The organism is Arthrobacter sp. 08Y14 (assembly GCF_002929455.1).
Lineage (GTDB): Bacteria > Actinomycetota > Actinomycetes > Actinomycetales > Micrococcaceae > Arthrobacter_B > Arthrobacter_B sunyaminii.
Genome location: NZ_PJIX01000002.1, coordinates 372954 through 399934 on the forward strand (window position 1 = coordinate 372954; position 26981 = coordinate 399934).

Genomic DNA, 26981 nt, shown 5'->3' on the forward strand with positions numbered 1-26981 from the left:
TCAGCTCTCTCTTTGTCCGGCGCGGCTCTGCACCGTGGCGTGGTCTGTAGTGCCTGCCGGATTCGGCAGGGTCAAACGGTGATGGACAGGAACGCTGCCGGGTTGTCCACGAACAGCGTTCTGATCGCTGCTTCGTCGATGCCGGCCTTCCTTAGGTCGGGGATCAGGTCTTCGAAGATGTAGTTGACGGTGTGTCCTTTGACTCCCGGCCAGCCCAGTGGGCTGCAGTTCGCGTCCGCGGAGGCCAGGAGCTGCCCGAGATGTCCCTTTTCCACCAGGTCCAGGAAGTGGTCGAGGCGGTCCTTGCGGGGTCGGGCCCAGAACGGCGGATCTTCCAATTCGGTCTCGTAGCCGAAGGTATCGAAGCCGATGCGTCCGCCCTGGCTCATGATCCATTCGCTGGGGGTATCTGCGGCGTTGAGGCCGTCGTCGGCATGGCCAAACAGGACCCGGTCCAGGGGCAGGCCTTCCTCGGCAAAAATGTCGATGGCAGGTTGCGGATCAATGGCCAGGTGGGTCAGGATGGGCACGCTGGTGACGACGGCGGCACGGGCTGCGGCGCGGTAGATCCGCTTGTCGAGTTTGGTCATGCGTCCGCCGCGGCTCACGCCCACCTTGATCACGCCGGCCTTGCTGCCGGTGTTGCCGATGCCGACAGTGATCTCGGAAACAAAGTGCTGTGCGAGATAGTCAACGGTGGCTCGGGCGAAGTGCGGCAGTGCCGTGTCCCCGCCGACAAATCCGGTGCAGGCCACAATGTGGACGCCGGTCTTGGTGGACAGTGACTTGTAGTAATCAATGTCCCGGCCGTTGCAGATGCCTGTGGCATCCACAAAGGTGCCGCCGCCGTATTCGTGGAAGCGGCGCAGCTTCGGCACCGTTTCCCCGTACCGTTCCTCCGGCGTCTTCCACCATTTGGTGTCCAGCTCGGAGCCGGGCATTCCATAGCCAATGTGCTCGTGGATGGCGACCAAACCCAGTTCTTCGGCCGGGATGGTTCCCAGCACGGTGTTAACTCTCGACATAACCTTCACCTTCAGGAAAGAAAAAATGCGCAGTGGATGGCGTGGCCGGCGCTGGCAGTCCCGGCGCCGGAGCTGAATCAGCGCCGGGACAGCAGTTCCCGCGGGTTGTCCACGAGGATGTGCCGGATGTCTTCGTCGCTGACGCCCGCCGACGCAAGCAGGGGGACGAAGGTGGACAGCAGATAACTGAACGGCAGGTCATAGTCCGGCTGTCCCTTGGCAACACCGATGGCGTTGCTGGAGAGCAGAATCCGGTCCCGGTGGCCGGCACGGATAAGGTCCACCACCAGTGCAACGCGGGCGCCGTCATCCAGGTAAGCGTCGTCGTCGTTTAGGCCAACGTGGTCCAGTCCCGCATACACTCCCAGCCGGGCAACCTCGACGGCGGCACCGCCGGCGGCAGCGTCGCTGCGGTCCAGCCCGCCAACGAGTACACGGCCGGGCCGAAGGCCCTCGTCCAGGACGACGCCGAGCTCACGCAGGGCGTCAGCACCGAAGCGAATGGAAACGGGGATGCCGGTATTGCGGCCGGTGCGGGCGGCGCCGCGGAACAGGCTTTCCTCCGTGGGCGTCATGCCCGCGCGGTCGGCCGTGGTGGTCACGAGTCCGGCGGCTGCCCGGCGTTCAACTCGGGGAACCACCATTCCTTCGGTCACTTCCCTGGTGAACAGGTCGGCAAACTTCTCTGCCGGCCAGGGAGTGGGCGGGTTGGTCTGCGGCGTCAGGAAATAACCTCCGAGCATCTCCTCCGGGCCCATTCCGGTGGAGGCAATAATGTGCACACCGGTGGATCTGGACAGTGCTTCGCAGAGCGGCAGGTCCCGGCCGTGGAACATGCCGGTGCTGTCCACGATGGTGTTTCCGCCGGCCTCGCGGAAGTCAGTGAGTTTGCCCGCGAGGATCTCGAATATCTCTGCCCGGTCCATGCTTACGTCAAACGCGTACTCGGCGCCTGGAACCACGGACAACAGCGCTTCATGGATTGCGACTACCCCGAGGGCATCCGCGGGAACCGGGCCGAGGACGGTGTTGACCGTCGCGGTGCCTGGAGTGGAATGGGCGGACATAGTGGGGGCGTCAATGCCTGCGGGTTGGCTCACTGGCCTCTCCTTTGAAGCTCGGAAATTTGTTGCTCGGAAATGGGCAAATGCGGCGGATAGAGACGGCCGTCACTTCAGTGTCTGTGCCAAGCATCACAGGAAGCTTTACACCGTGTCAAATAAACATTCATTCCGTCGCAACCGAATTTTTGGTTCCAGTGACATTAAAGTGGGTGACGCGTTGTGATCCTTGACACAGTGTAAACGTTACTGCAGGCTGGATCATCAATCCCCTTTGGGACCGGCAACGCTTCTTCCGCGTTTCGGCACCGAGGGCCAATACTCGCTAGGAGAGCATTGTGGCTACACCCACCGAATCGGCTGTTGACCTGTGGGACGACGACGTCCTCCTCGATCCCTATCCGGCCTATGAGGCACTGCGGGAGCAGGGCGGAGTTGTCTACCTGCCGAAGAACGATCTGTACGTTCTCACGCGCTATGACACGATCCGTACGGCACTTGCCGACCCGGAGACTTTCTCTTCCACATCCCTGGGATTCAACCCGATGGTGAATGAAGCGCTGCAGGGCACGTCCCTGGCATCGGATCCGCCGCTGCATACCCAACTGCGTGCCACGCTGTCAGCAAACCTCACGCCGCGTGCGCTGCGCGGACTCAAGGTGACCATCGATGAGAAAGCTGACCGGCTGGTTCGCGAACTCGCGGCCGGTGGAAGTTTCGAAGCGGTGGACGCCCTGGCCCGTGCCTTCCCGCTCGAGATTGTGGCGGACCTGATTGGCTTTAAGGGGACGGTGAAGGAGAACATGCTGCGCTGGGGTCAGGCGGCGATGCAGGTTCTGGGGCCGCTGAACCAGCGCACCCAGGAAAATTTCCCCATCGCCGGGGAGCTCTACGGCTGGTGCTCCTCGGTCACAGCCGAGGACCTGGTACTCGGCTCGATTGGTCGCGGAATTTTCGATGCCGAGACCCGGGGAGATATTCCGCCTGGCTCTGCCGGGCACATCATCCACCAGTACCTTGGCGCGGGGGTGGACACCACCATCGCCTCGATCGGAAACATCATTGCCCTGTTTGGCCGCCACCCCGAGCAGTTGGAACGGGTGCGGGAAAACCCGGATTTGGTGCCTTCGGCTTTTGCCGAGGTGCTGCGCTACTGGCCGCCGATCCATGTTTGGGGCCGCACTACAACCCGCGAGGTGGAGATGGACGGCGTCACGGTGCCGGCAGGGTCCCAAGCGGGCATCCTTTTCGGTGCCGGCAATCGCGACCCGCGCCACTACGTTGATCCGGACACCTTTGACGTGAGCCGCAACCCCGTGGATCACCTCTCCTTCGGGTACGGTCCGCACGGCTGTGCAGGGCAGGGGCTGGCCAGGCTGGAAGGGCACGCCGTCCTCGGAGCCCTGGCGCGCAGCGTCAAGACGATGACGATTGCCGAAGAGGTCCGGGTACCGAGCAACATCACCATGAGCCACGAGACCCTGCGCATTGTAGATGTGGTGGCGGCATGAGGATCGAGCTGGACCGCCCCCGCTGTGAAGGTCATGGCCTCTGCGAGGAAGCTGCGCCGAGCCTGATGCACCTGGACGACGACGGTGAACTGATCATCGACGTGCCCGACGTTGAGGCCTCCGACGTTGAACGTGCAAAGGCCGCCGCACGCGTCTGTCCTGTGGCCGCCCTGCGGCTGGCGGTGCCGTGATCATGCGGCGCGTTGTTGTTGTGGGCAACGGCATCGCCGGGCTGACGGCCTGCGATTCTCTGCGCGCCGGAGGGTTTGACGGGGAGCTGACCGTGGTCGGTGCCGAGTCGCACCAGCCCTACAGCCGGCCAGCCCTGTCCAAAGCGCTGTTGCAGGTGAACGCTGATCTCGGCGCCCATGAACTGCCGGAACCGACGCACGGTGCAGTGGAGCTGCTCGGGCACAGTGCCGCGGGCCTCGACGTCGAACGCGGGATGGTCCACCTCGACGGAGGCGGTGAACTGCCCTATGACGGTTTGGTGATCGCCTCCGGCTCCCGGGCACGGCGCCTGACCCCGCCTTCCCCGGCGGAGGAAGGCTCCGGCCGGGAGCTAACCCTGCGAACCATTGAGGATGCGGTGGAGCTCAAGCGGCGCGTTGCGGCACGTCCCTCGGTGATTGTCATTGGCGGCGGTCCGCTGGGAATGGAAGTGGCTTCGGGATGTTTGGGGTCCGGCTGCGCGGTGACGCTCGTCGCCGATGTGCCTCCGCTCTCCCGGCAACTGGGAACTCATTTGTCGGACATCTTTGCAGCGGCCGCAATCTCCAGGGGGCTTCAGATTGTGGCCGGCGGCGAGGCTCGGATTGCCCGCACCCAAGACGGTGTGCGTGTTCTCCTCGCTGACGGCGCCGTGCTCGATGCCGAAATGGTGGTCACGGCCATCGGCGATGCGCCCAACGTTCAGTGGCTGGCGGGATCAGGTCTGCTGGTTGACGGGCAGCTGCAGGCAGACTCGAGGGGCCGCCTGCGGCCCAATATCGTTGCCGCGGGTGACGTGAGCTCATTTCCTACCCGCCGCGGACAGCTGCGGGTTCCGCTGTGGACCAGTGCCATCGACTCTGCCAAGGCAGCAGCGGGTGCTCTGCTGAACGGGGATGAGGCGCCGGAGCTGGACCTGACACCGTACTTCTGGACCGAGGGATTCGGATTGTCCCTGAAAGCGGCCGGGTTCACGCCGGTGTCCGGCCCCCCGGACTATGCAGAGCCGGGCAAAGCAGATACCTCCGTGCTGCTGCGGTGGGATCACGGCCTCAACGGCGGGACGGCAGTCGCCCTGAACTACCGCATTCCGGTGCCGAAGCTCCGCAGATTTGCACAGGCCGGGCCCGGAGCGCTGCGTTCAGCAGTTCCTGCAGGCCTCTGACGGGGGATGGGCCGGTGCGCTGTGACGGGTTTCATCCCCGGTGACTGTTAGGGTTTATTCCATGCCGTCACTGCGAGAAGCCCAGAAGCAGCTGACCCGCGACACCATTGTTGAACGCGCCCTGGAGCTGTTTACCGCCAAGGGATATGCCGCAACCACCATCGACGAGATCGCTGCAGCAGCCGGCACCACAAGGGTGACGTTCTATGCCTATTACCCTTCGCGCACCGACCTGATGAAGGAGTTCATGGCGCGGGTGAACGCCGTGCTGGACCGCACCAACGGCCCCGGGCGGCCTTCGACTGCAACAGAGCTGGTCGACGTCGTCCGGGCGGGGAAGCTGCCGGGCATCCTTGCCTGGATTGAATCACGCGCTGCTCTGTGGCCGGTGTTCCGCCCCTACCTGGATGTGCTGAGCGATGCGGCAGCCGTGGATCCCGAGGTTCGATCCATGCTTGAGGCCTGGAACGAAGAGGTTATTTCGGACATGGTCCGCGGCATGGAGCACGCGGGCCGGTTTCCGGCGGAGACCCGGCACATCCGAGGAACCCTTGCGTATACGCAGCTGGATTACGTGGCTACGCTTTGGACCCGCCGCAGGCTGGAGCCGAACCGGGACCATGCCCTCGAGGTGCTTGCCGGCAGCTGGCACCACCTACTGTGCGGCGACGAGTCCTCCGAACACATGAATCCCCGGGCGTCCGGCCCGAAGAATCCTGATACGCCTTAGGACGCCTCAGGTTCGGTGGCAGCGCACCACACGGCGTCAATCATGTCCGATGCTGCCTGCTCCGTAATAGCAAGTGCCAGCGAAACTTCCGTCAACAGCGGCTGCCGTGCATGGCGCAGCATTTCCCGTTCCGCCTGGGAAAGCCCGTGCGAGTTGTTTCGCAGCATCAGATTGCGCACGACGGCGGCAATCACCAGGGGGTCACCCGTGGCCAGTTTTTCGGTATTGTCCTTAAACCGCCGGGACCACTGGTGATCCTCCTCGTCAGCCGGGCTCCGCAGGACCGAAAACAGCGTGTCGAGACCGGTTTGGTCCAGGACGGGCCGCAGGCCCACACGCTCAATCTGATCCAGGGGAACCCAGACCATCAGATGGGAGGCCTGCACTTCCAGGACCATGCAGTCCTTCTGCAGACGCGGATGGATTTGAAAAGAGCTGACCACTGCTGGGCCGTGATGGGGATGAACCAGAACCTGACCTTTGGAAAATGACAATTGGCACCTCCGGCAGAAGCTGAAGGCCCGGCTCAATGCCCCAAACCGGTGTCATCAGTCAGCGGGACGATTGTTTCAACGGTTCACCGGGAGAGTAGCGGCAAACAAATCTGAAAGCGCAGATGCAGCTGAACCGTACGGACGGAGCCGCCCACATCCGCGAGCCTGGCACTGCCTCCATTTTACGCCGACCCCCACCCCTTCTGCCGAGTCCCGGGGAACAAGTGCGGGCCGCTGCACCTAAATCCCTGATGCGGCTGCACTAAAGAGCTCCTGCCGGACGGGCCGGCAGGAGCACGCTTGTCACCGGGCAGAGGCGGAGGCAGGAGCGGGAGCCTCACCCGCCCGCCACACGAAGTCGGGTACCGTACCGTTGATTTCCCAGTCGCCCACGATCCGTGACTTGTAGATGACCGGATTATGGGAGGAAATGGTCCGGGCATTGCGCCAATGCCGGTCCAGCTGCAGTTCCTGCCGGGTTGAAGAGGCACCGAGGGCATTGAAGAGAAGGGAGGCCGCCCGCTGGACCTGCTCGGTCACCACAATCTGCGCCTGCGAAGAGGCGAACTCCACGGCCGTGACCGCGGCGTCTGCGAGCGTGCGCGACGATTGGAGCTGCGCCTCGTAGGCTTCCTGCACCAGTTCGGCCACCCGGAGGGAAGCTGCTTCGGCAGAGAACGCCAGCGCTGATACTTCCCCCACCACCTGCTGCACCTGGATATCCGCGCTGGGCCGGGTGCCGTTTCCGTTGCTGAAGGTCCTGGTCCTCTTGCGCACTTCGGAGACCACGTCCCCGAGTGCCGCACGGGCTATGCCGGCAAGGGTCGCCACATGGATGAGCTGGTATACGCCGGTGCTGTACGGCGGATGCGCCGCCTCCGTGATGACGTCGCCAGCGGGGACGAACACATTGGTGAAGACCGACGTTCCGCTGGCGGTTAGCCGCTGGCCAAAACCGTCCCAGTCATCGATCACCTCAACGCCCGGATTATCGCGGTGGACCAGGGCTATGACGTCCATGCCCTCGGCTGTGCGGGCGCCCGTCTGGATCCAGTCCGCGTACAGGCTTCCCGTCGTGTAGGACTTGGTGCCGTTAACCCGGTAACCCGCTCCGTCCACCGTGATGGTGGTGCTGACCCCGCCCACGGGAACCGGCCCGCTTTCGGTCCAGGCATTGCCCACCACCGCTCCGTCTGCGATCCGGCGCAGCCACTTCGTGTTGTTGGCGTACAGCAGGTCTTCCACGAAGGCGATGTGGCAGCGCAGGGCCTGGGCCAGATTCGATTCCGCCGCAGCCAACTCAATGAGCAGCCGGAAGAAGTCCGGGGCGGACACACCTCCGCCGCCGAGTACGGAGGGAACCCGCAGGGATGTGAAGCCCGCTTCGGCAAGGCGGCGGACCTCATCGTGCAGCAGGATGCGTCCGCTCTCCCGCCGGGCTGCACCCCGGGCGATGTCGGCAAACAGCGGGCGGAACCGGGCCGCCAGTTCCGCATAGCCGCGGGCGGGGGAAGCCAAAATCTCGGTGGTCATGAAAAGGGTCCTTTCGGGGAGGTCTGTAGCGGGATTCAGGCGTGCAGGTCGGTGGCGGAAAGCCGCCGGGGCATCTGGGGCACGGCAGCGAGCAGGGCCTTGGTGTAGTTGGTTGTCGGAAAGTTGAAAAGCGATGAGGCGCTGCCGGATTCCATGACACAGCCGTCCTTCATCACCAGGACGTCGTCGCTCACATGGTGGATTACGCCGAGATCATGACTGATGAACAGATAGCTCAGGCCATGCTGTTCCTGCAGATCCGCGAGGAGATCCAGGACCTGTGCCTGGATGGACACATCCAGCGCGGATACCGGTTCGTCGAGCAGCAGCACGCGGGGCTGGAGTGCAAGGGCGCGGGCTATGGCCACGCGCTGGCGCTGCCCGCCGGAGAGGGTGAGTGGCTGCCGGCGAATCAGGTCCAGGGGCAGCCCAACCTGACCGAGCAGTTCCGCGGCACGGTCCCGGCGTTCACCGGGAGTGCCGGCGCCCCCGGCCTCCAAGGCGTCGGTAATCACCCGCTCCACGCTGAAGCGCGGATCAAAGGAGCTCAGCGGGTCCTGGTTCACCAACTGGATGTCCCGCCGGTGCGGACGCCGTATCTCTTCAGAGGCCGGCGTCCCCTGGACGTTCCCGGCCCACGGCAGTCCGCCGAGCCGGACCGTCCCCGCATCCGGTTCCGTAAGTCCCAGGGCGATGCGCGCCGTCGTCGACTTCCCCGATCCGGACTCACCCACGATGCCCAGGGTTTTGCCGGCCGGCAGTGTAAAGGAGACATTGTTGACCACTGTGCGGGAGGAGCCGTCCGGAGACACATAGGCCTTGACCAGGTTGCGGGCTTCGAGTGCCGGAGCCTCCGCGGAGAAAGCCGAGGCCCGTGCCGGGCCTGCGGACTTCACTTGCGGGGGCAGGGACGAGAGCCGGGTGCCCTTGCCGCGGCCGGAGGGAACGGCATCGATCAGCTGTCGGGTGTACTCGTGGCGCGGGTTGCCCAGCACTTGCGCCGCCCGCCCCGACTCGACTATCCGTCCGTGCTGCATCACGGCGATTTCATCGGCGAGCCGGCTAACCACGGCAAGGTCATGGGAGATGAAGATCAGCCCGCGGCCCTGTTCCTTCAGACCCTCCAGCAGTTCGAGGATCTGGGCCTGGACGGTGGCATCCAGCGCGGTGGTTGGTTCATCGGCAATCACCAGCTGCGGATTGAGTACGGTGGCCTGCGCAATCAGCGCGCGCTGCCGCAGACCGCCGGAGAGTTCACCGGAGCGCTGCCGCGCCCGGACCTCGGGATCGGTGATGCCGGCGGCGCGCAGGGCAGCAAGAACCCGTTCCTGGCGCTCCTCCCGTCCATGGACACCGTGGGCGCGGAGGGCTTCGTCGATTTCCCGGCCGACCGTGCGCAGGGGATCCAGGGACACGAGGGCATCCTGGAGGACATAGCCGATGTGCTTTCCCCGCAGCCTGCGCCACTGCCGCTCGGAAAGCCGGGCTGCATCGTGCCCGAGCACGTCCAAGCGGTCCGCGGATACCCGGGCGTTGGGCGCATTGAGTCCCACGAGGGTGCGGGCCGTGACGGTTTTGCCGGACCCGGATTCCCCCACCAGGGCCAGCGCCTTCCCGGGGGCAAGGGCCAGCGAAACATCACGGACAACGTCAATGCTGCCCCGCGCCGTGGAGAAGGAAACACTCAGGTTGTCGATGGCGAGCAGCGGCTGCTGCGGGATGTGCGGTGTCATGGTCAGACCTCTGCTTCGAGTCGGCGCTGCAGGTGATGGCCCACCACCGTGGTGGTCAGGGCCGCGAGAGTGATGAATATCCCGGGGAACGCGGCAATCCACCAGGCGATCTGGAGGTAGTTGCGCCCGTCGGCGAGCATTGCGCCCCACTCGGCGGCCGGCGGCTGTGCGCCGAGTCCGAGGAAGCTCAGGGAGGATGCCCAGACAATGGACTGTCCGATGCCGAGCGTGACGAGGACAAACAGCGGCCGCGCCACGTTGGGGATGATGGTGTGCCGGAGGATGTGGGAGCGTGACCGGCCCAGGGAGAGAGCCGTTTCCACATAGGGGGCGGCCACCACCTGCAGCGCCTGGGTGCGGAGCATCCGGGCGTAGCCGGGGGCGGATCCGATTCCCACGGCAACCGCGGCGGTGACGACGCCGGTGCCGGAGACGGCGATTACGATCAGGGCCAGGAGCAGGCCGGGGAAGGCGAAGAGGATTTCGACGAAACGGCAGATCGCCGAGTCGACCCGCTTGCCGGACACTCCGGCAGCAATGCCCAGTGCACCGCCCAGGACCAGTCCGATAGCCGTGGCCGCCAGGCCCAGAAGCAGAGACTGGCCGGTGCCGGCGATCACCCGGGACAGGATGTCGCGGCCGTTCTGGTCGGTGCCGAACAGATGGGATGCGCCCGGCGCCTGGAAGGCGTTGGCGGGATCAATCTCGTAGGGGTCCTGCCGCAGGAACAGGGAAGGGGCGACGGCGGCGAGCACCAGGAACACCAGAAGCGCGCCGGCCATCCACACACCGGCGGGAGTGCTGCGGACCAGCCGTAGGGTGCGCGAAGGCGTCCCGCCGGTCAGCGGGCCGGCGGGCTTTTGCACAGTTGAGGCGGGTCTGGCAATCGTGGTCATGCTGCACTTCCTGTCGGGTTGGTGCGGGGATCCACCGCGCGGTAGAGGAGATCCACGGCGAGGTTCACGAGGATGTAGACGGCGGCAATGATGAACACCACGGCCAGGGTTACCGGCATATCGCGGTTGATGATGGCGTCCACGAGGGAACGCCCCAGCCCGGCCCGGGCAAAAATGATCTCGGCGACGACGGCGGAACTCACCAGTGAGCCCACTGCCCACGCGGACAGCGTGAGGCCGGGCAGGATGGCGTGCCGCAGGGCATGCGTCAGCCGCACGGCGGCGTCGCTCAGCCCCCTGGCACGGGCGCTGAGGATGAACGGCTGGGCCAGGGCTTCTTCGAAGGAGGACCGGGTGACCTGGGCGATGAACCCGGACAGGGGGATGGCCAGTGAAAGCGCCGGCAGGACGAGCGAGCGGAAGCCGTCGTCTCCGGCCACCGGGAACCAGCCCAGGATGACGGCGAAGAGGACCGCAAGCATGATGCCCACCCAGAACGGGGGAAGGGAAGCGAAGAACACCTCCAGGGTCCGGCCGACGCCGTCGAGCACGCGTCCGCGGCCCACCGTGAGGAGCGTGAATGCCAGGGCGATGACCCAGGCGAAGGCCAGCGCCAGTCCGGCGAGCTGCAGGGTGGGAAGGATCTGCGGACCGATGATCTCGATCACGGGAACCTTGAAGATGTAGGACACCCCAAAGTCCCCGGTGATCAGGTTGCCCAGATAGGAGAGGTACTGCAGAAGAACGGGCCGGTCGAGTCCGTACTGGGCCCTTACCGCTGCCACCGTCTCGGGCGACGGGGAGGATCCGGCACCCCCGAGGATCGCTGTTACGGGATCGCCGGGCGTGAGGTGCAGGACAAAGAAGGTGAGGGTGACGGCCGCCCAGAGGACAAAAACGCTGCCGGCGGTCCGCTTAGCGACAATGCGGCCGGTGCTGCCTCCGGACACCGTTGTGCGCGGTGCCGTGTTGAGGGGATCAAGGGATTGGGTGCTCATTGGGGATCCACCGCCGTGACGTCGTAGAGGTAGGGGAGGGAAAGGCTGGGTTCAAGGGTGAGGTTTGTCCAGCGGTCGCTGCGCAGGGCCACCTGGCTGGCCTGGTTGTAGAGCGGCAGCTGGAGGGCGTGGTCGCTGACGATCTGCTGGGCCTGGTGGTAGAGCTCCTTCCGGACGGCAGCATCGTCGGTGGCAAGTGCCGCGTTCAGGATCGAGTCCAGCCCGGGATTCCGAAACCCCGACCCGTTGGCTACAAAGCCGGCGGACTCGGTGTATTCCGAGGAGAAGACAATGCGCAGCACATCGGCGGTGTTGGTGTTCCAGTAATCGGCGCGAAGGTCGTATTCGAAGGTATTGCCCAGTTCGCTCACGGTTGCTGCGTCGCCGTTCTCGATCAGCACCTCGAAGCCGGCCTGCTTCGCTGTCGCCTGGATTTGAGTGACCAACGCCTGGTGCGCAGCGGGCCAGGCGCCGGGGGTGTACGGGAAATGAACTCTCAGGCGCTCGCCGTCTTTCACCCGGTACCCTTCGGCGTCGTGTTCCGTCCAGCCGGCGTCGTCGAGCAGGCGCGCTGCTTCGGCGGGGTCCGGGTCATAGACGTGCTCAAAATCGGGGGAGTAGAAGCCGGTGGTGGAGCTGAGCGGCCCGCCGGCCCGGGTGACGGTGCCAAAGTAGACGCTGTTGATGCCAGCGTCCACGTGGGCGCTGTGCAGGAAAGCCTTGCGGACGTTGAGATCGTCAAACGGCGCACGGGTGGTGTTGAGGATCAGGTTGGTAGGGTTTCCGGGCCGGTCACGCAGGGTCAGCTCCACATTTGCGTCCGCCTCCGCCTCGGCAAAATGGACCGAGGGCATGAGGTCCAGGGCGTCCGCCTGGCCTGCCCGCAGCAGGCCGTACCTCGTGGAGTCTTCGGGCACAATGCGCCATTCGATCTTCTCAATGTGTGCCGGGCCGTCATGCTGCGCGAAGGGCGGAGCGGAGTTGTAGTCTTCGTTGCGGACCAGGGTGACCTTGGACTGCGGGACGTAGTCCATGATCTTGTATGGTCCCGAGCCCACGGGCGAGTGGCAGTTTTCCACTTGCGGCCGCTTCAGGGCCGCGGGTGACTGGATGCCGAGGAAGGGCTGGGCGAGCACCTCCAGGAACGCCGCATACGGTCGGTTCAGGGTGACGACGGCGGTGGTCGGGTCCACTACCTGCGTGGACTCGTAGGGTTTGAGGTAACCGCCTGCGGTACCGGACTGTGTGTTTGGATCCACCATGTGGTCCAGGTTTGCCTTCACTGCTTCCGCGGTGAGTTTTGTCCCGTCGGTGAACCAGACGTCGTCGCGCACTGTGAATGTGTAGGTGAGACCGTCGCCGGACACTGACCACGCTGTGGCGAGCCACGGATGGATGGCGCCGCCGCTGTCCTGTGAAACGAGCGAATCCAGGTAATTCGCTGCGATGGATGCCTGCGGCATGTCGCCGTCCACGTGGGGATCCAGGCACGAAATGTCCTTGCCGGTGGCAAAGACAAAGGTGTCGCTGCCGCTGGCTGCGGCTGGCCCGCCGCAACCTGAAACCACAGTGGCGAGCATGGCCCCTGCCGTGAGGACGGCGAGGATGCGGGGTAGCTGGGGATGGGGTTTGAGAGGTCTTGCTGTGCTCACGTCAGGCTCCTGAATCATCGCCCGGCGGAGGGCGACGCAGGTTCGCCGGCGGCAGCTTCGCCGTGCCGGGGCAGGGCGAAGCTGACCAACGAAAGCGCGCAGCTTCTCCATCGGTCCTGGCAGTAGCACCGTTCCCCGCTGCTGGGCGGGGAGGGTTGCTGCGGCGTCGTCGATCCAGGTCTCTCGGCCGCTCGGGATGGTTAAGGAAAAGCTAGCCCATGGATCATGGCCGGGCCAGCGATGACCGTTTTTGACCTCATGCGCCGTCTCGGTGCGTCATCGGCGGTCACAGAGGTTCACGGCGGTGTCATCTGGACCCGGGGCCGGGCGTCCAGGCCAAGAGTGTGCGATGCGCCACGAAATTAGTTGACTAAGGGCAATTACTTATATAGTTGATCTAAATCAACTACTAGCAGGAGCCCGATGTCCCCCGCAGAACGTCCCCCCGAAAAAAAGTCCGAGAAGAAGGCCAAGGTGCCCAAGCGGACCGCCTCCCCGGACGGGACCATGACCCACAAGCAGGTGCTGGAATCCCTTTCCGGCCTGCTCCTTGGCATGTTTGTCTCGATTCTGGCGGGCACGGTGGTTTCCACCTCCCTGCCGCTGATCATCTCGGACCTTGACGGCAACCAGTCCGCCTACACCTGGGTGGTGACGGGAACACTGCTGGCCACAACGGTGTCAACGCCGCTGTGGGGCAAGTTTGCCGACCTGTTCAACCGCAAGCTGCTGATCCAGCTCGCGCTGGGCATCTTTGTGCTCGGCTCGGCACTGGCCGGCTTCTCGCAGGACACCAGCACGCTGATTGTCTTCCGCGTGCTGCAGGGTCTGGGTGCCGGTGGTCTCGCCGCGCTGAGCCAGATCATCATGGCTGACATCATCAGCCCGCGCGACCGCGGGAAGTACGCCGGACTCTTTGGTGCCGTCATGGCGCTGGGCACCGTGGGCGGACCGCTGCTGGGCGGCGTTGTCACTGACGCCTTCGGCTGGCGCTGGAACTTCTTCATTGCCCTGCCGGTGGCGGTGGCTGCCATCATCCTGCTGCAGATGACCCTGCACCTGCCCCAGCACGCCAAGCGCAAGGTCCACATCGACTACCTGGGTGCTGTCCTGATCGCCGGCGGCGTGTCGCTGCTGATGATCTGGGTGACCCTGGCCGGCAACCAGTTCGGCTGGGCCTCGCTGGCCTCCTTCCTCATGGTCGCCGGATCCGCCTTGCTGCTGATCGCTGCCGTGCTGGTGGAATTCAAGTCCCCGGAACCGATCATTCCGCTGTCCATGTTCAAGAACCGCACCTTCACCCTTTCCGTCGTGGCCAGCATTTCCGTGGGCGTGTCCATGTTCGGCACTTCTGTGTTCCTTGCGCAGTACATGCAGCTGGCCCGCGGCGCCACCCCCACCGAGTCCGGCCTGCTGACCATCCCCATGATGGCCGGCCTGCTGGTTTCCTCCACGCTGTTCGGAACGATCATCAGCCGCACCGGCAAGTGGAAGGCCGTCATGATTTCCGGCGGTGTGCTCACCGTGGTGGGTTCCATCCTGCTGAGCACCCTGGCCTATGACACCAACCTGGTGCTGGTCGGCATCTACATGGCCGTTCTGGGCGCTGGCCTGGGCATGCTGATGCAGAACCTGGTGCTCGTGGTCCAGAACTCCATTGAGGTGAAGAACCTCGGTGTGGCCACCAGTGCGGTGACCTTCTTCCGCAGCCTCGGCGGTACCGTGGGCGTTTCCGTGCTGGGTTCGGTGCTCGGGACCATCGTTGCCTCCGAAATCAAGGACGGCATCGGTGCGCTGGCCCCGGCTGACCAGGCTGCGGCCGCCGTGGCCCTGGGCAGCGGATCCATCCCCAAGGTCTCCGAACTGCCTGACACCATTGCCGTGCTGGTGGAAAGTGCGTACGGCGTCGGCGTCGGCTCGGTCTTCCTGTACAGCGTTCCGCTGGCCGTCATTACGCTGCTGGCTGTCATCTTCATTCCGAATGCCAAGCTTGGACGCCAGAATGCCGTACAGCTGAAGAAGGCCGCCGCAACCGCTGATCTTGCGGCAACAGCCGGCATCGCCGTAGCTTCCGCCGCGGTGGAGACCCAGGCATCCGACACCGCTGCGGATTCCGCGGCCCGGAACGAGCGTCCCTCACCGGCCGAGCTTGCACTGGCCGACGTGGCGACGGGCGCCGTGGCCCTGGTGGATCCGGTCTCACCGGTGAGGACTGCCAACCCGGAGAGTCAGCCCAAGTGACACCGCGGGAGCTGGGCCGGACAAAGGCTCTGCACGAGGTTGAGGAAAACCTGCGTCTTCTCACGGAAACCGTTCGCAGCCGCATGCGGGACGCAGCCAAGGGCATCGACCCGACCCTGCCCCTGTTTGGCCTCAAAATGCTGCAACTGCTCAAGCGTGAGGGTCCGCTGCATTCCGGAGCGGCGGCAGACCTGCTGATGGTGGACAAAAGTGTCATCAGCAGGCAGTCACGACAGCTCGAGGAACTGGGACTGATTGAGGTGCAGGCCGACCCCCGGGACGGCCGCGCCCGCGTGCTGGTCCTGACACCGGCCGCAGAGGAACGGGTGGGCGCTGTCCAAACCGGCATTATGCTGGACAGCCACATCCTGGATGACTGGTCGGCGGAAGAGCTGCATGAATTTGCCGGCTATCTCTCTCGGCTTCGCAGCCCCCGCACGCTGGCAGACGCGAGCTGAGGCTCCGCCCTGGGCGGCATTCCTATTCCGCGGGGCGCTCCGACCCGGTATGAGGCGCCTCAGGACCCCTGGCATTCTGGTTTCGCCTGCGGCTGCGGGAGGACAGCATGGAGAAGGCGGTGCTCAGCACAAAGAACTCGCTGATGAAGCCCATGGGGCTGGCCGGCAGGGGAGCAAACTGATGGAACAGCACCAGCGCTGACACCATGAGGATGATCGGATGTGCCCGCAGGATCCATTCCGCGGGCACCTCACGGGGCCACGGAAAGAAGCCTTCGTCGGCAGCTGTGTCGGCGCGGGATATCTTCATGGCTCCATCTTGCCAGATACAGGCCGAGGGAATATGTTTCCAGCCATGGCTATCGCACGCACTCCCACCACTGTCATTGACTGCCCTGATCCCGCGGCACTTGCCACCTTTTACGGTGCCCTGCTGGATTGGACGGTGAACCTGCATGAGGATGAATCCTACGACGGCTGGACTGACATTACCGATGTCACCGGCCAGCGCTATTGCTTCCAGCAGGTGGAAAACTACACGGCGCCGGTCTGGCCGGAACAGGACATTCCACAGCAGGTGCATATTGATGTGGATGTTGATGATCTGGATGAAGCCGAGGCGGCGGTGCTGCAGCTCGGTGCCACCAAGCATCCGTACCAGCCGGGCACCACCTTTCGCGTTTTTCTGGATCCGGCCGGACACCCGTTCTGCCTCTGCCTGGCGTAGCGGTAATTGCCCCTGATGGTGCGGGCGGACGTCCATTCATTGGCGTGTACCAATATGTGGAGTCAAAACCCCTGAATATGGCCACAGACCCTGTTTATTCATCTGTTGGAAAGGATAATAGGAGCTAGTCGGTCGGCAGTTATACCAGCATTTGGCACAGTTAGTGCCGCAGGTGCCGGATAGCCGGGGCAGGGGGCGAAGATATGACCGCAGAATGGCTTGTCTTCATCACTAGTCTGGTCTCTTTGCTGGCATGGCCGGCAGCCGTCGTCGTGCTTCTGTTTCTCTACAAGAAGCCGGTTATCAGCCTTGTCCTTGCACTGTCGGAGCGGATAGCGGAGTTAAAGGAAGTGTCGTCACCCCTGGGCGGGGTCAAGTTTTTCCGTGAGCAGGTGGAGGAAACCATCGTGACACTCACGGAAGGAGCAGCCGAGGCGTCTTCCGCCGAACGGAGTATCCGCGCATCCGCCTCAACATCCACTGGCAGCTCCCGTGAGGAAACGCCAAAAATCGTCCGAAGGGCGGACCCTGATAACCCGGACAGCCATGGTTCGGATATCCGGAGGGGATTCGCTCGCCAGAGCGATTCGGCAGCGAGTGGATTGGCCGACCGGCGTCATGTTGCATATGCCGAGATGGCCGCAAACTGGATTGACGCAATCGAGAGAATGAAACAGGCAGACGCTAGTGAAGCCACGCTTCGGGCCGGAACCTCAAAGTGGGCAACGTGGGTCAATAGACTGCAGGACATTGCAGACATTGTCTCCCCGGCAGCTGCTGTTAAAGAAGCTTATTCCGAGGTGGAATATGCCGCTCAGGGATGGGTGAAACTGAAAGAGCCCGAGGCGCCGCTAAAGGGTCATGACCTTATCCGGGCACTGAGAAATTCGGGCACCCCCAGATACATCGCTGACAGCGTCGATCAGCTCCGGTTACTTCGGAACTTTCTGGTCCATAACGGCGAATTCATCAGTCCATCAATGGACATCCGTGAATACGCCTCCATAGCGTGGACTCTCATTGAAGGATTCCAGTCCCTGCAGCAGGACTAGCGCCGCGGGCAGGCCCAGGTGAACTGTTTCCAAGCGGTACCGGGGACATTACCGGATGCCGGTGTCCTGTTTTGCGGAGCTCCTGGCGGCCAGCCGGGCAAACGCGCCGCCTGCTTCCCGCAGGCGGGCGGGAGTGCCGCGCTCGACGATCTCTCCGGCGTCGAGCACCACCACCTGGTCCGCGTTCTCCACGGTGGACAGCCGGTGTGCGATGGTCAGCGTGGTCCGGCCGGCGGACAGCCGCTCCAGGGCCGCCTGGACCTGCGCCTCGGTGGTGTTGTCCAGTGCCGAGGTTGCCTCGTCCAGCACCAGTACCGGCGGGTTGCGCAGGATGGTGCGGGCAATGGCCAGGCGCTGCTGCTCGCCACCGGAGAAACGGTGTCCGCGTGCGCCCACCAAGGTGTCCAGCCCTTGGGGCAGGGCGCCGATGGAGTCTGCGATCCGGGCCGCCGCCAGCGCCTGCCACAGCTGCTCATCGGTGGCTTCAGGAGCGGCCAGCAGGAGGTTTTCGCGGACGGAGGCATGAATCAGGTAGGTCTCCTGTGATACTACGCCGACAATTCTGGCCAGATCCTCCGGTGCAATCTCCCGCAGGTCCACTCCGTCGATCGTGACGCGGCCGGTACTGACATCATTAAGCCTCGGCAGCAGCGACGCCAGGGTGCTCTTGCCGGAACCGGTTGCCCCCACGACGGCGGTGGTGGTACCCGGGGACAGGGTCAGGTCGATGCCGCGCAATACGTCAGTGCCGTCCCCAGAGCCGCCGTCGTACGCGAACCGCACACCCTCGAACCGGACTTCGCCGCGCACCGTGGCCGGGTCCAGCCGGAGGGGATGTTCCGGCGCCTTGATGGCCGGAACCAGGTCAAGGTATTCGAAGATCCGGGAAAAGAACGCCAGCGCGGTAACCCACTGCACGCCGATGTTCAGCAGGCCCATTACCGGCCGGAAGATGGTCCCCTGCAGGGCGGTAAAGGCGACCAGGGTGCCAATCGTCATGCCGCCGCTCGTGGCAGGGAAACCTGCGGCGAGATAGATGACGGCGGGAATGGCTGCAAAGACAATCTGCATGGTGGCCATCCGCCAGCGTCCGGCGAGCTGGCTGCGCATCTCCAGCCCCACGAGTTTCTCCGAGCGGGCGGTAAAGCGGCTAGCGTCGCGGGGAATCGTGCCCAGGGTCTTAGCCAGGCGCACCCCGGAAACGGACAAGCCCTCCTCCACCTGGGTGTGCAGGGCGGCGAGTTCGCGCTGGCGCTCGTCGGTGACCTCACGGCGGATTTTGGCGACGCGGCGGGACAGCCAGATGGCCGGCGGCAGTACGATCAGCGAGATCAGGCTCAGCCCGGGAGAGAGGACCACCATCGCCACCGCGGTGGCGACGGCCGTCGTGAGGTTGGAGGCAACACCGGTGGCGGTGGTTGTGACGACTGACTGCATGCCGGAGATGTCGTGCGTGAGGCGGGACTGGACTTCGCCGCCCCGGGTTCGGGTGAAGAAGCCCAGCGACTGGGACTGCAGGTGGGTGAAGAGGTTCACGCGCAGGGTGTGCATGACACGCTGGCCCATGGCCGTGGCCAGCCAGGTCTGCACCACGCCGATCGCGGAGGTCACGGCGGCAACACCCACCATGGCAGCGGTGAGGAAGGCCAGGAGGCGGACGTTGCCGTTGGGCAGGGCGTCGTCGATCACAGCGCGCACCAGGAACGGCTGCGCGAGCCCCACCACTGAAGCTGCGGTGATGAGCAGGACGACGACGGCGATGGTCCCCTTGTGCGGTGCGAACAGCGCCGCGATGCGGGAGAGTGAAACGGGATGCTGCTTGAGCTGTTTTTTGTCCGCCGGGTTGAGCTTCGCGGGTCCGCGGCCTCCGCGGCCGCCACCTCCGCCGTCGACGCCGGGGCTCTCGATTCCTGATATAGCCAAAGGTCCTCCTGATGCTGCCGGTGATGTACTCGGCAGCTAATACAGAGGTTACCTCACTATGTGGTAACCACGAAATGGGTAGACTGGGTTCATGATTGATGCCTCCGCCGATCCGGCGGCCCTGGGAGACCTGATGCACGCCGCGTTCCGCGGACTTCGGAAGCGCTGGATGCTCCAGCTTGCTCCGTTCGATCTGACGCCGCACCAGTTTCGTGCGCTGAATGCCGTGGCGCGTGCTGCCCTCACATCCTCTGGATCGAAGGGTGAACCGGGGCCGGAGGATACTCCGGGGCTGCGGCTGAAGGAGCTGGCGGAACGGCTGCGGATCGCTCCGCGGTCGGCCACCGAGGTGGTCGACCAGCTTGCTGCGAAGGGTCTGATTGAACGGACGCCGCATCCGACTGACCGCCGGGCGACGCTGCTGGCGCTGACCGCTGAAGGGGAAAGGTTGCGGAAGCAGGTTTTGGCGGACCGGAAGCGGGAGGCTGATGAGTTTTTCTCCGTGCTGGAGCCCGCAGATCGAGGAGAATTGGCGCGGATTCTGGGGATGCTTGTGTGACATCGAAACATCGCTGCGGCGAGCCTTAGCCTTGCGATGTAAGTACTCTACGTCGACCCAGAAAGCCTGCTACTTGCATGTGCGCGGAACCAGCGCTCAGGCGATGGCGACTCGATTCCCCATGAGCTGCGAGATGCTGTGCGGACCTGCTGGTGGACCGGCAGCGGCAGCTGGGGCAGAGGCGGACCTTGATGCCTCGGGGTCGTGCGCCTGGTCGCGGAGCGGCGGGAATACCTCTATTTCCTGGATCTAGACTGCGGTCCGGTGCGCTGCTTTGCCTAGCCGGAACCGTTTGTCCTGACTGCAGTGTTGCGGCTGCTGCGGGGCTGTGGAGCCATGGCCGTCAATGGCGGGCGGCGGGCGCCGGGAGCAAGTCTGCCGGCAGAAGTCCCCGGTGCTGGAAACCGCGCGCAACCCAAAATGCTGGCAGCCCACGACGAGGAGGGTCGGGATATGGGCCGCCGGGTCGAGAAAGCGCTCGCTGGCGACGTTGCCGCGGGTGTATCGATCGCCGGACAGATGCGGCCTGTGTGGATATCTCCAACGATAGGACGGCATCTGTGGGAATTTTCACATAGGAGGACTATCCGCCCCGAGGTACTGTGATGTGCATCACTACCACCGAGGGGTCTTGCCGTGGAAATCCGTAGCCATACGTTTGCCGAAACCTGGGCACATGCAGTTGCCGCCTACGGGAAGCAGACGTTCCTGGTTTTTCGAAGCGATGCAGGGAAGGATACGTCCTATTCCTATGCAGACTTCGATCTGCTGGTGGTAAGAACCGCCGGCCGGCTGGCTGCGCGGGGAGTGGTTCCTGGATCGCGGGTTCATGTTGCCCTCCGAAACTCCCCTGCCTTTCTGCTCGTGTGGCTCGCGCTGGCGAAGATGGGAGCTGTTCTGGTCGCGGTTGATCCGGCGTCGACCGCGCAGGATATCGCCAAACAGATTAAGCGGACTGCGCCGGTTCTCGGCATCGCAGCGGATGGGCGTCGGGATACTTACGAGGAGGGCGCCCGTGGTCTGCTCACCGATCTCATCTTCGTGAGCGAAGACGAAGGTGATGCTTTGGACGGGGCGCCACTCCTGGGGGAGTCGCGGAAGGTAGCCGCGCCACAGGCTGCCGATCAGCTGGCGCTTCTTTTCACATCCGGGACGACATCAGAACCGAAAGCCGTTGTCCTGACTCAGGCAAATTATGCGTACATCGCAAAGACCATGGCCGAACTAATTGGCCTGCGGGAATCAGATCGATGGCTGGTCACACTCCCACTTTTCCATGGCAATGCGCAGTTCTACTGCTTCTCTTCGGCGATCCATGTGGGCGCATCAGTTGCGCTCACCTCACGGTTTTCCGCCTCCAATTGGGTTCGCCATGCGCAGGAATTGCAGGCCACGCATGCCAGTCTGTTCGCTGCGCCGATCCGCATGATCCTTGCTCGCACTCCCGCTGACACCATCCCCATACAACTGCAGCACGTATGGTTCGCCCAGAGTCTGGGCAGCGAGCATTATGGAGATTTTGCGGAACTGGTCGGCTGCTTGCCGCGCCAGCTTTACGGGATGACGGAAACTACGGCCATCGTGACTGCCGATCTCTCAGCCACGCCCCGGTCCGACACCATTGGGACCGTCATACCCGGCCGTGAGATATATCTTGCCGATCCGGTAGATCTTGTACCGGTAGCTCCAGGAACACCCGGGGTGGTTATGGTGTCAGGCCAACGCGGGATCACATTGTTCTGCGAGTATCTCGATAATCCTGCCGCAAATGACACAGCGTTCGTGAACGTAGATGGTAGGGAATGGTTCAGAACGGGTGACCTCGCAGAAGAGACTCCGGATGGACATCTGAAGTTTGTCGGCCGCATCGACGACGTAATTAAGGTTGCCGGCGAAAACGTCAGCCTTACTGAGGTTGAGGCTGCAGTGGCCCAGGCTCCAGGGGTACTCGAAGCAGCTGTCCTTAGCCGTGAGGACCCCATTCGGGATCACGTGCCGGTGGCGTATGTCGTCCGAAAACCCGGCGCAACGGAATGCACTGGGGATTCACTCAGTGCGTGGGCCGACGCGCATCTTGTGCCCCAGGCACGTCCCCGGGAATGGCATTTTATTGACGAGCTTCCCCGGACGTCCGTGGGAAAAATCCGTCGCTTCAAACTGGCGTCGACGCGGTGACCGCGAACGAACGCGCCATGCTGTTGCTGGAAATGCTGGCAGCGGGGACCTCAGTTGAAGATCTGAGGAGGGTGCAGAATCTTCCGGCGGAGCTGCTGTCATCGGCGATCGGCATTCAATCACGGCTGGACACCTTCTCCGAGCGTGAGCGGACGTTTACTGCCTTATTGGACTCCGTACGGGAGGTGAGTGGCACGGGCGGCATTGACGGAATCCTCTTTGCCATCGTCTCCCCGGCACGTAGGCTTTTGCTTTCCGAAGTGGCCTACTTCCTGACCTTCGATGCGGCGACCGGCCGGGCATCTATGACCGTTTCAGACGGAATCCTGACGGACGAGTTTATGGCGTTGGAAGTTGACCGCGGAGTGGGGATTTCCGGGCATATAGCCGCGACTCGGAAACCCAGTTGGACCAGTAATTATCTCGCTGATCGGACCTACCAGCATGGAGAAGGCATAGACAGCGCCACGGTAAAAGAGGGCCTTTCGGCGCTTGTTGGTGTACCGGTAATGACAGCAGGAAAGGTGCTGGGAGTACTGCTGGCGGGGGACCGCAGAGCGCACGGCTACCGGCATCAGGACGTGGACCTGCTCCAACAGCTCGCCTCACATGCCGCCATTGTCATTCGGAATGCTGAAGCGCAAGCGAGCGATCTTCAGGCGCGCGCAGAGCTCCAAGAAGCGCTGGCCGAACTCCGTTCGAAGGAGTCGGCAACACACAGACTCATCGACTTCCAGGACCGATTGTTCGGGATTCTGCTTAATGGAGGGTCAATGCCGGCGGTCGTGGAATTGACCTCAAATGAGCTAGGAGCAGCTCTCCGGCTCCTTGACGATACAGGGCGGCTCCTTGCCTCGAGTCCTCAGGCGGAAGGAGTACATCTTGAGGATAAGCCGGGGCGTTCGGAGGACATCGTAGTTTCGGGACACCGGATCGGACGTTTGGAGACGGTTGGTGGTCCGACCAACGCGAGCCATGATTTGGCGTCGAAGGTTCTGTTGCGCGCAGCCGCGACGTCAGGTTTGATCATGGGTTCTTTGCGCGCTACGGCCGCTGAGGACCAAGCCAGTGCAGACCGGCTAATGAAGGAGCTGCTCAGGGATGCGGGGAGCAGCCCTGCCCGGGGCCTGCTTAGCGAAGCTGCCCCGTTCGTGGCAGGTCTGCGACGCGTGGTCGCCATCGGGTCGGGAACGGTTCCCATGGCTGAGCTATTAAGTGCAGTCCGCCGCTATGCCGAAGGCCAGCCGTCCCTCGCCTCGGAACACTCCGGACATATCCTCCTGTGGCTCGGTGAAGACCAGCCGGGACAGCTTGCCCGTAACGTCCATCTGGCAGTGAGCTCCTTGGTCAACGGCCCCGTCGAAGTGGGGGCTGCTATCCTTTCCGCCCCTGCAGAAAACCTAAGGGAAGCCACGGAACAGGCGCTTAGCACAGTGCGCCTCCTGACCGCCCTCGGCCGGAAAGGCGAATGGGCTACCGCAGCGGACCTCGAACCGCTTCCGTCCGTTCTGAGTACTTTGACTGCAGAACAACTAGTTGCCTTTGTTGACCAGGCTATCGGAGATCTGCTCCGTTACGACGCCAAAAACAATACGCAGCTCGTTTTGACCCTCACCACTGTTTACGACGCCGGAATGAACATTAGCCAAGCGGCAGAGCAGCTCTTCCTGCATCCAAACACAGTTCACCAGCGCCTTGCGCGCATCGATGAACTGCTTGGAACCCATTGGAAGGGCGGCGCTTCGTATCTTCAAAGACGCCTGGCCATCACGGTCTGGACTTTGCAACGTCAATCACTACAGGTACTTCCCACCGGTTCAGAGAGGAACCAGTCATGAAGCAGGCCAATACGCCAGTCGTAGTCCACACAACAGACAAAAAGCGCCGCCGCGCATTTCTAGGGGCAACCGCCGGGCACCTTATCGAATGGTACGACTACGGCATATATGGGTTTCTGGCGGTCTATATGGGCGCAAATTTTTTTGCATCGGATACCCCAGGTGTCAGCCTTCTGAGCTCGTTCGCGGTCTTTGCTTTGAGTTTCTTTATGCGTCCGATTGGCGGTCTGTTCTTCGGCCCGATGGCCGATAAGTTGGGCCGCCGCCGTACCCTTTTGATGGTCCTGGTACTGATGGGGGGATCCACTTTCCTGATCGGCCTTCTGCCCACAGGCGACACCATCGGCGTCATGGCCCCGATCTTGCTGATACTCATCCGCTGCGTTCAGGGATTCTCCGCCGGTGGAGAGATTGGCACTATTACCAGCTTCATTTCTGAATACGCGGAGAATGGCAAGCGCGGATTTGCTACCAGTTGGTTGATGGTCACCGCCGTGGTGGGGCTATTGATCGGTGGCGTGGTCGCCAACTCACTGATTTATCTGCTCGGTTCGGAAGCCATGACGGCTTGGGGATGGCGCCTTCCCTTCCTGATCGCCGGCCCCTTGGCACTTATCGCCATCTACATCCGTATGAAGTTGGAGGACAGCCCGGAATTCCGCGAGCTACAGGCAAACGGTGAAACCTCCAAAGCACCGCTGCGGGATGTTTTCCAGTATCGCCGCCAGCTGGTCCTCGTTTTCTTCATCATCACCCTTCACAGCTCGATTTTTTATCTGGTACTGACCTACATGTCGACCTTCATGTCGACGACGCTCAAGTTTTCCCCCGGAACCACTCTCGTTTATGTGTTTATTTCGAGCCTCCTTGCCGCGGTGGCCATGCCGTTCGGGGGCGCCTTCACCGACAGGTTCGGGCGAAAGCCTTTCCTCCTGGTCATCGGCATCCTGGCCACGATCACTATGGGCTGGCTCTTTATGGTTGCTCCCGGAGCCACCCCGGGGACGTTCCTTTTGCCTTTGCTCGTCACCGGGCTGCTCTTCGGCCTCTACGCTTCCTCGACATACGCAACTATGAGCGAGCTTCTGCCCACGCGCGTGCGCTCCACAGGTATTGCCGTCGCGTACAACATCCCTGTCGCTGTGTTCGGTGGTGCAGCCCCGTTCATCGCGCAGGCATTGGTGAACGGCACGGGAGACATTTCTTCGCCGGCCTATTTCTTTGTGGCTACAGGCATCGCCTCCATCGTGGCCCTCCTTGCTCTGAAGTCGAGTGACTTCGTCGGTCTTTCCGGCGGTGTACAGCAGGAGGCGGAAGAGGTCGCAGCTCCATGAATGCGGCTACGAAGCAGCCTTGCCGGGAGATAGTGGTTTCCGGAGTGGGGCATACCCGTTTCGGGAGGTTGGATGAGGAGGACGTTGAGTCGCTTGTTGTTGAGGCCGTTCGTGGGGCATTGGCTGATGCTGATGTTCCAGGCGATGCGGTAGACGCAATTTTCTTTGGCAATTTCAACGTGGGGATGCAGCCTTTGGCGTTCGGTTCCTCACTGGCGCTCCAGGCTGATGACGGGCTCCTCGGAGTCCCTGCCACCCGCGTGGAAAATGCATGTGCTTCGGGCTCCGCGGCGGTCCATCAGGGCATCCAGGCAATCCTGGCAGGTGCTGCAAACACTGTGTTGGTGGTAGGGGCCGAGAAGATGACGAACTCATCCCCGGAAACGGTCGGAAGAGCGTTGCTCGGCGCTGACTATGACGCCGCCGGGACGGCCTCCCGTCACGGTTTTGCAGGCTTGTTCGCTGCCGTCGCTCACGAGTATCAGCGCCGTTACGGCTCTATCGGGGATGAAATGGCGTGGATCGCTGCCAAGAATCACGCCAACGGTCTTGCGAACCCGTATGCACACCTGCGCAAGGACTTCAGCTTTGATTTTTGCAGGGATGTTACTGATGCTAATCCGATGGTTGCACACCCGCTGCGCCGCACTGATTGTTCTCCCGTATCGGATGGCGCAGCAGCACTCGTCCTGCAGCGCGAGAACCTGGCGGTGCGGAGTTTGGCGAGAATTGTCGGCTATAGCCAGTCCAACGACTACTTGCCGGCAGCGCGTCGCGACCCGCTGGCCTTTGAAGGAACAAAGGCTGCGGTAGAGCAGGCGCTCAAGATGTCCAACCGTGCGCTCACTGACTTGGATTTTGCGGAGGTCCATGATTGCTTCACAATCGCGGAACTCCTGGTGTACGAGGCCATTGGGCTCGCCGAGCCCGGCCGTGCCCGGGAGGTGGTCAATGCGGGTACAACGCTCAAAGATGGCCGCTTGCCGGTGAATCCGTCCGGCGGACTTAAGTCGAAGGGGCACCCTGTTGGGGCAACCGGCGTGTCCCAGCACGTTTTGGCTGCGTTACAACTGTCCGGGCGTGCAGGAGACATGCAGGTGCCCGATGCGGGCATTGGACTGGTTCACAACATGGGTGGGTTAGCGGTCGCGAACTACGCCACGATCATGGAATCGTTGTAGTAGCAGTAATCCGTTCGGCGCTGGCTGAGCACAAGAAGGACCGGTCGGGACAACTGCCTCGGCAGGCCCTTCCGTCTGCACCGCCTCAGTGAAGGCCCAGAAGGTCTCGTGTCAGTCCAAAGACGCTCATGACCAGAATAAAGATGCCGACCGCGCGGGACCTTCGTCGATCGGCAAACTTGAGCCGATCGTGACGCTGCCGTGCGACGATCAGGGGCCTGCGGGAAGCAGAGCCCCCTGCAGGTTGTGGTGCCGTTAGTCACATATGTCATCCGCTCGGGGAGGCTCCGTTTGAGACCGGAACCCCTCCCCGCGAAAACACAAGGTTATCTATCCCTTGCATGCATTTATATGCCTGTGCATGAATTTCTGCAGATGTGAGTGTTCTGTTAGATTGCGGGAATCAAACTCTTTCTCTGGCGCCCCCGTCACCGGAATTTCACCGGTGATCGGCATTGTCTCGAAAAGGTCTCAACTTTCATGCG

General features: G+C 63.1%; 23 protein-coding genes and 1 riboswitch. Of the genes, 13 read left to right on the top strand and 10 right to left on the bottom strand.

All coding sequences use genetic code 11. The annotated features are described in order from the left end of the window. Window positions 1–71: 71 nt before the first annotated feature. Together CXR03_RS08310 and CXR03_RS08315 are read right to left on the bottom strand one after the other, a co-directional pair. On the bottom strand, window positions 72–1025 hold the full coding sequence (locus tag CXR03_RS08310; RefSeq protein ID WP_104103288.1) for an aryldialkylphosphatase: 954 nt from the start codon (window positions 1023–1025) through the stop codon (window positions 72–74). 77 nt (window positions 1026–1102) lie between these two features. After that, window positions 1103–2125, bottom strand: a complete 1023-nt coding sequence (locus CXR03_RS08315) for a phosphotriesterase (RefSeq protein ID WP_258073556.1) — start codon at window positions 2123–2125, stop codon at window positions 1103–1105. 299 nt (window positions 2126–2424) lie between these two features. Between CXR03_RS08315 and CXR03_RS08320 the strand changes: the two genes are divergently transcribed. From CXR03_RS08320 to CXR03_RS08335, 4 genes are all read left to right on the top strand, one after another. Continuing rightward, the gene (locus CXR03_RS08320) at window positions 2425–3597 is read left to right on the top strand and encodes a cytochrome P450 (RefSeq protein ID WP_104103289.1); all 1173 of its coding nucleotides are present in this window, start codon (window positions 2425–2427) and stop codon (window positions 3595–3597) included. Further along, window positions 3594–3788: a ferredoxin gene (locus tag CXR03_RS08325; protein ID WP_104103291.1), complete on the top strand. Its 195-nt coding sequence runs from the start codon at window positions 3594–3596 to the stop codon at window positions 3786–3788. Before CXR03_RS08320 ends, CXR03_RS08325 begins: the two co-directional genes overlap by 4 nt. 2 nt (window positions 3789–3790) lie before the next feature. Further along, window positions 3791–4972 (top strand): NAD(P)/FAD-dependent oxidoreductase, encoded by a 1182-nt coding sequence (locus tag CXR03_RS08330; protein ID WP_104104053.1) that lies wholly within the window; start codon window positions 3791–3793, stop codon window positions 4970–4972. 61 nt (window positions 4973–5033) lie between these two features. Next, window positions 5034–5702 (top strand): TetR/AcrR family transcriptional regulator, encoded by a 669-nt coding sequence (locus CXR03_RS08335; RefSeq protein WP_104103292.1) that lies wholly within the window; start codon window positions 5034–5036, stop codon window positions 5700–5702. On the opposite strand, the gene CXR03_RS08340 is transcribed toward CXR03_RS08335, so the two are convergent. The 6 genes from CXR03_RS08340 to CXR03_RS08365 all read right to left on the bottom strand — a co-directional run bounded on the left by CXR03_RS08340 (window position 5699) and on the right by CXR03_RS08365 (window position 13008). After that, a complete protein-coding gene (locus CXR03_RS08340) occupies window positions 5699–6232 on the bottom strand; it encodes a CarD family transcriptional regulator (RefSeq protein ID WP_104103294.1) in 534 nt (177 codons plus the stop codon). The two genes, CXR03_RS08335 and CXR03_RS08340, sit on opposite strands and share 4 nt — an antisense overlap. A 267-nt stretch (window positions 6233–6499) precedes the next feature. Continuing rightward, window positions 6500–7729, bottom strand: coding sequence for an acyl-CoA dehydrogenase family protein (locus tag CXR03_RS08345; protein ID WP_104103295.1), 1230 nt, complete (start codon window positions 7727–7729; stop codon window positions 6500–6502). A gap of 35 nt (window positions 7730–7764) precedes the next feature. Next, window positions 7765–9462, bottom strand: coding sequence for an ABC transporter ATP-binding protein (locus CXR03_RS08350; protein ID WP_104103297.1), 1698 nt, complete (start codon window positions 9460–9462; stop codon window positions 7765–7767). A 2-nt stretch (window positions 9463–9464) separates the two neighbouring features. Beyond that, a complete protein-coding gene (locus CXR03_RS08355) occupies window positions 9465–10358 on the bottom strand; it encodes an ABC transporter permease (protein ID WP_104103298.1) in 894 nt (297 codons plus the stop codon). After that, window positions 10355–11356: an ABC transporter permease gene (locus tag CXR03_RS08360; protein ID WP_258073557.1), complete on the bottom strand. Its 1002-nt coding sequence runs from the start codon at window positions 11354–11356 to the stop codon at window positions 10355–10357. The genes CXR03_RS08355 and CXR03_RS08360 overlap by 4 nt, the downstream gene beginning before the upstream one ends. Continuing rightward, window positions 11353–13008, bottom strand: coding sequence for an ABC transporter substrate-binding protein (locus tag CXR03_RS08365; protein ID WP_258073558.1), 1656 nt, complete (start codon window positions 13006–13008; stop codon window positions 11353–11355). The genes CXR03_RS08360 and CXR03_RS08365 overlap by 4 nt, the downstream gene beginning before the upstream one ends. Before the next feature lie 104 nt (window positions 13009–13112). Then, a riboswitch (SAM riboswitch) is annotated at window positions 13113–13211 on the bottom strand. Between the two features lie 304 nt (window positions 13212–13515). Between CXR03_RS08365 and CXR03_RS08370 the strand changes: the two genes are divergently transcribed. Then, window positions 13516–15249: an MDR family MFS transporter gene (locus tag CXR03_RS08370; RefSeq protein ID WP_104104055.1), complete on the top strand. Its 1734-nt coding sequence runs from the start codon at window positions 13516–13518 to the stop codon at window positions 15247–15249. Next, window positions 15246–15707 carry a MarR family winged helix-turn-helix transcriptional regulator gene (locus tag CXR03_RS08375; RefSeq protein WP_104103302.1) on the top strand — a complete coding sequence of 154 codons (462 nt, stop codon included), beginning with the start codon at window positions 15246–15248 and terminating at the stop codon, window positions 15705–15707. The genes CXR03_RS08370 and CXR03_RS08375 overlap by 4 nt, the downstream gene beginning before the upstream one ends. 22 nt (window positions 15708–15729) lie before the next feature. Here CXR03_RS08375 and CXR03_RS08380 read toward each other — a convergent pair whose 3' ends face one another. Continuing rightward, a complete protein-coding gene (locus CXR03_RS08380) occupies window positions 15730–16017 on the bottom strand; it encodes a hypothetical protein (RefSeq protein ID WP_104103303.1) in 288 nt (95 codons plus the stop codon). Between the two features lie 45 nt (window positions 16018–16062). Here CXR03_RS08380 and CXR03_RS08385 point away from each other — a divergent pair, with 45 nt between their 5' ends. Then, entirely contained in the window at window positions 16063–16434 is a 372-nt protein-coding gene (locus tag CXR03_RS08385) for a VOC family protein (protein ID WP_104104056.1), read from the top strand. 203 nt (window positions 16435–16637) lie between these two features. Continuing rightward, a complete protein-coding gene (locus CXR03_RS08390; protein WP_104103305.1) occupies window positions 16638–17486 on the top strand; it encodes a hypothetical protein in 849 nt (282 codons plus the stop codon). Window positions 17487–17534: 48 nt separating this feature from the next. On the opposite strand, the gene CXR03_RS08395 is transcribed toward CXR03_RS08390, so the two are convergent. Next, complete coding sequence (locus tag CXR03_RS08395; RefSeq protein ID WP_219816231.1) at window positions 17535–19403, bottom strand: ABC transporter ATP-binding protein; 1869 nt, start codon at window positions 19401–19403, stop codon at window positions 17535–17537. Window positions 19404–19500: 97 nt separating this feature from the next. Between CXR03_RS08395 and CXR03_RS08400 the strand changes: the two genes are divergently transcribed. The 5 genes from CXR03_RS08400 to CXR03_RS08420 all read left to right on the top strand — a co-directional run bounded on the left by CXR03_RS08400 (window position 19501) and on the right by CXR03_RS08420 (window position 26496). Beyond that, on the top strand, window positions 19501–19968 hold the full coding sequence (locus CXR03_RS08400; RefSeq protein WP_104103308.1) for a MarR family winged helix-turn-helix transcriptional regulator: 468 nt from the start codon (window positions 19501–19503) through the stop codon (window positions 19966–19968). A 636-nt stretch (window positions 19969–20604) separates the two neighbouring features. Further along, window positions 20605–22143, top strand: coding sequence for a class I adenylate-forming enzyme family protein (locus tag CXR03_RS08405; protein WP_219816213.1), 1539 nt, complete (start codon window positions 20605–20607; stop codon window positions 22141–22143). Then, window positions 22140–23981 (top strand): GAF domain-containing protein, encoded by a 1842-nt coding sequence (locus CXR03_RS08410; protein ID WP_146070474.1) that lies wholly within the window; start codon window positions 22140–22142, stop codon window positions 23979–23981. The genes CXR03_RS08405 and CXR03_RS08410 overlap by 4 nt, the downstream gene beginning before the upstream one ends. Beyond that, window positions 23978–25315: an MFS transporter gene (locus CXR03_RS08415; protein WP_104103311.1), complete on the top strand. Its 1338-nt coding sequence runs from the start codon at window positions 23978–23980 to the stop codon at window positions 25313–25315. Before CXR03_RS08410 ends, CXR03_RS08415 begins: the two co-directional genes overlap by 4 nt. Then, the gene (locus CXR03_RS08420) at window positions 25312–26496 is read left to right on the top strand and encodes a thiolase domain-containing protein (protein ID WP_104103313.1); all 1185 of its coding nucleotides are present in this window, start codon (window positions 25312–25314) and stop codon (window positions 26494–26496) included. The genes CXR03_RS08415 and CXR03_RS08420 overlap by 4 nt, the downstream gene beginning before the upstream one ends. Window positions 26497–26981: the final 485 nt, after the last annotated feature.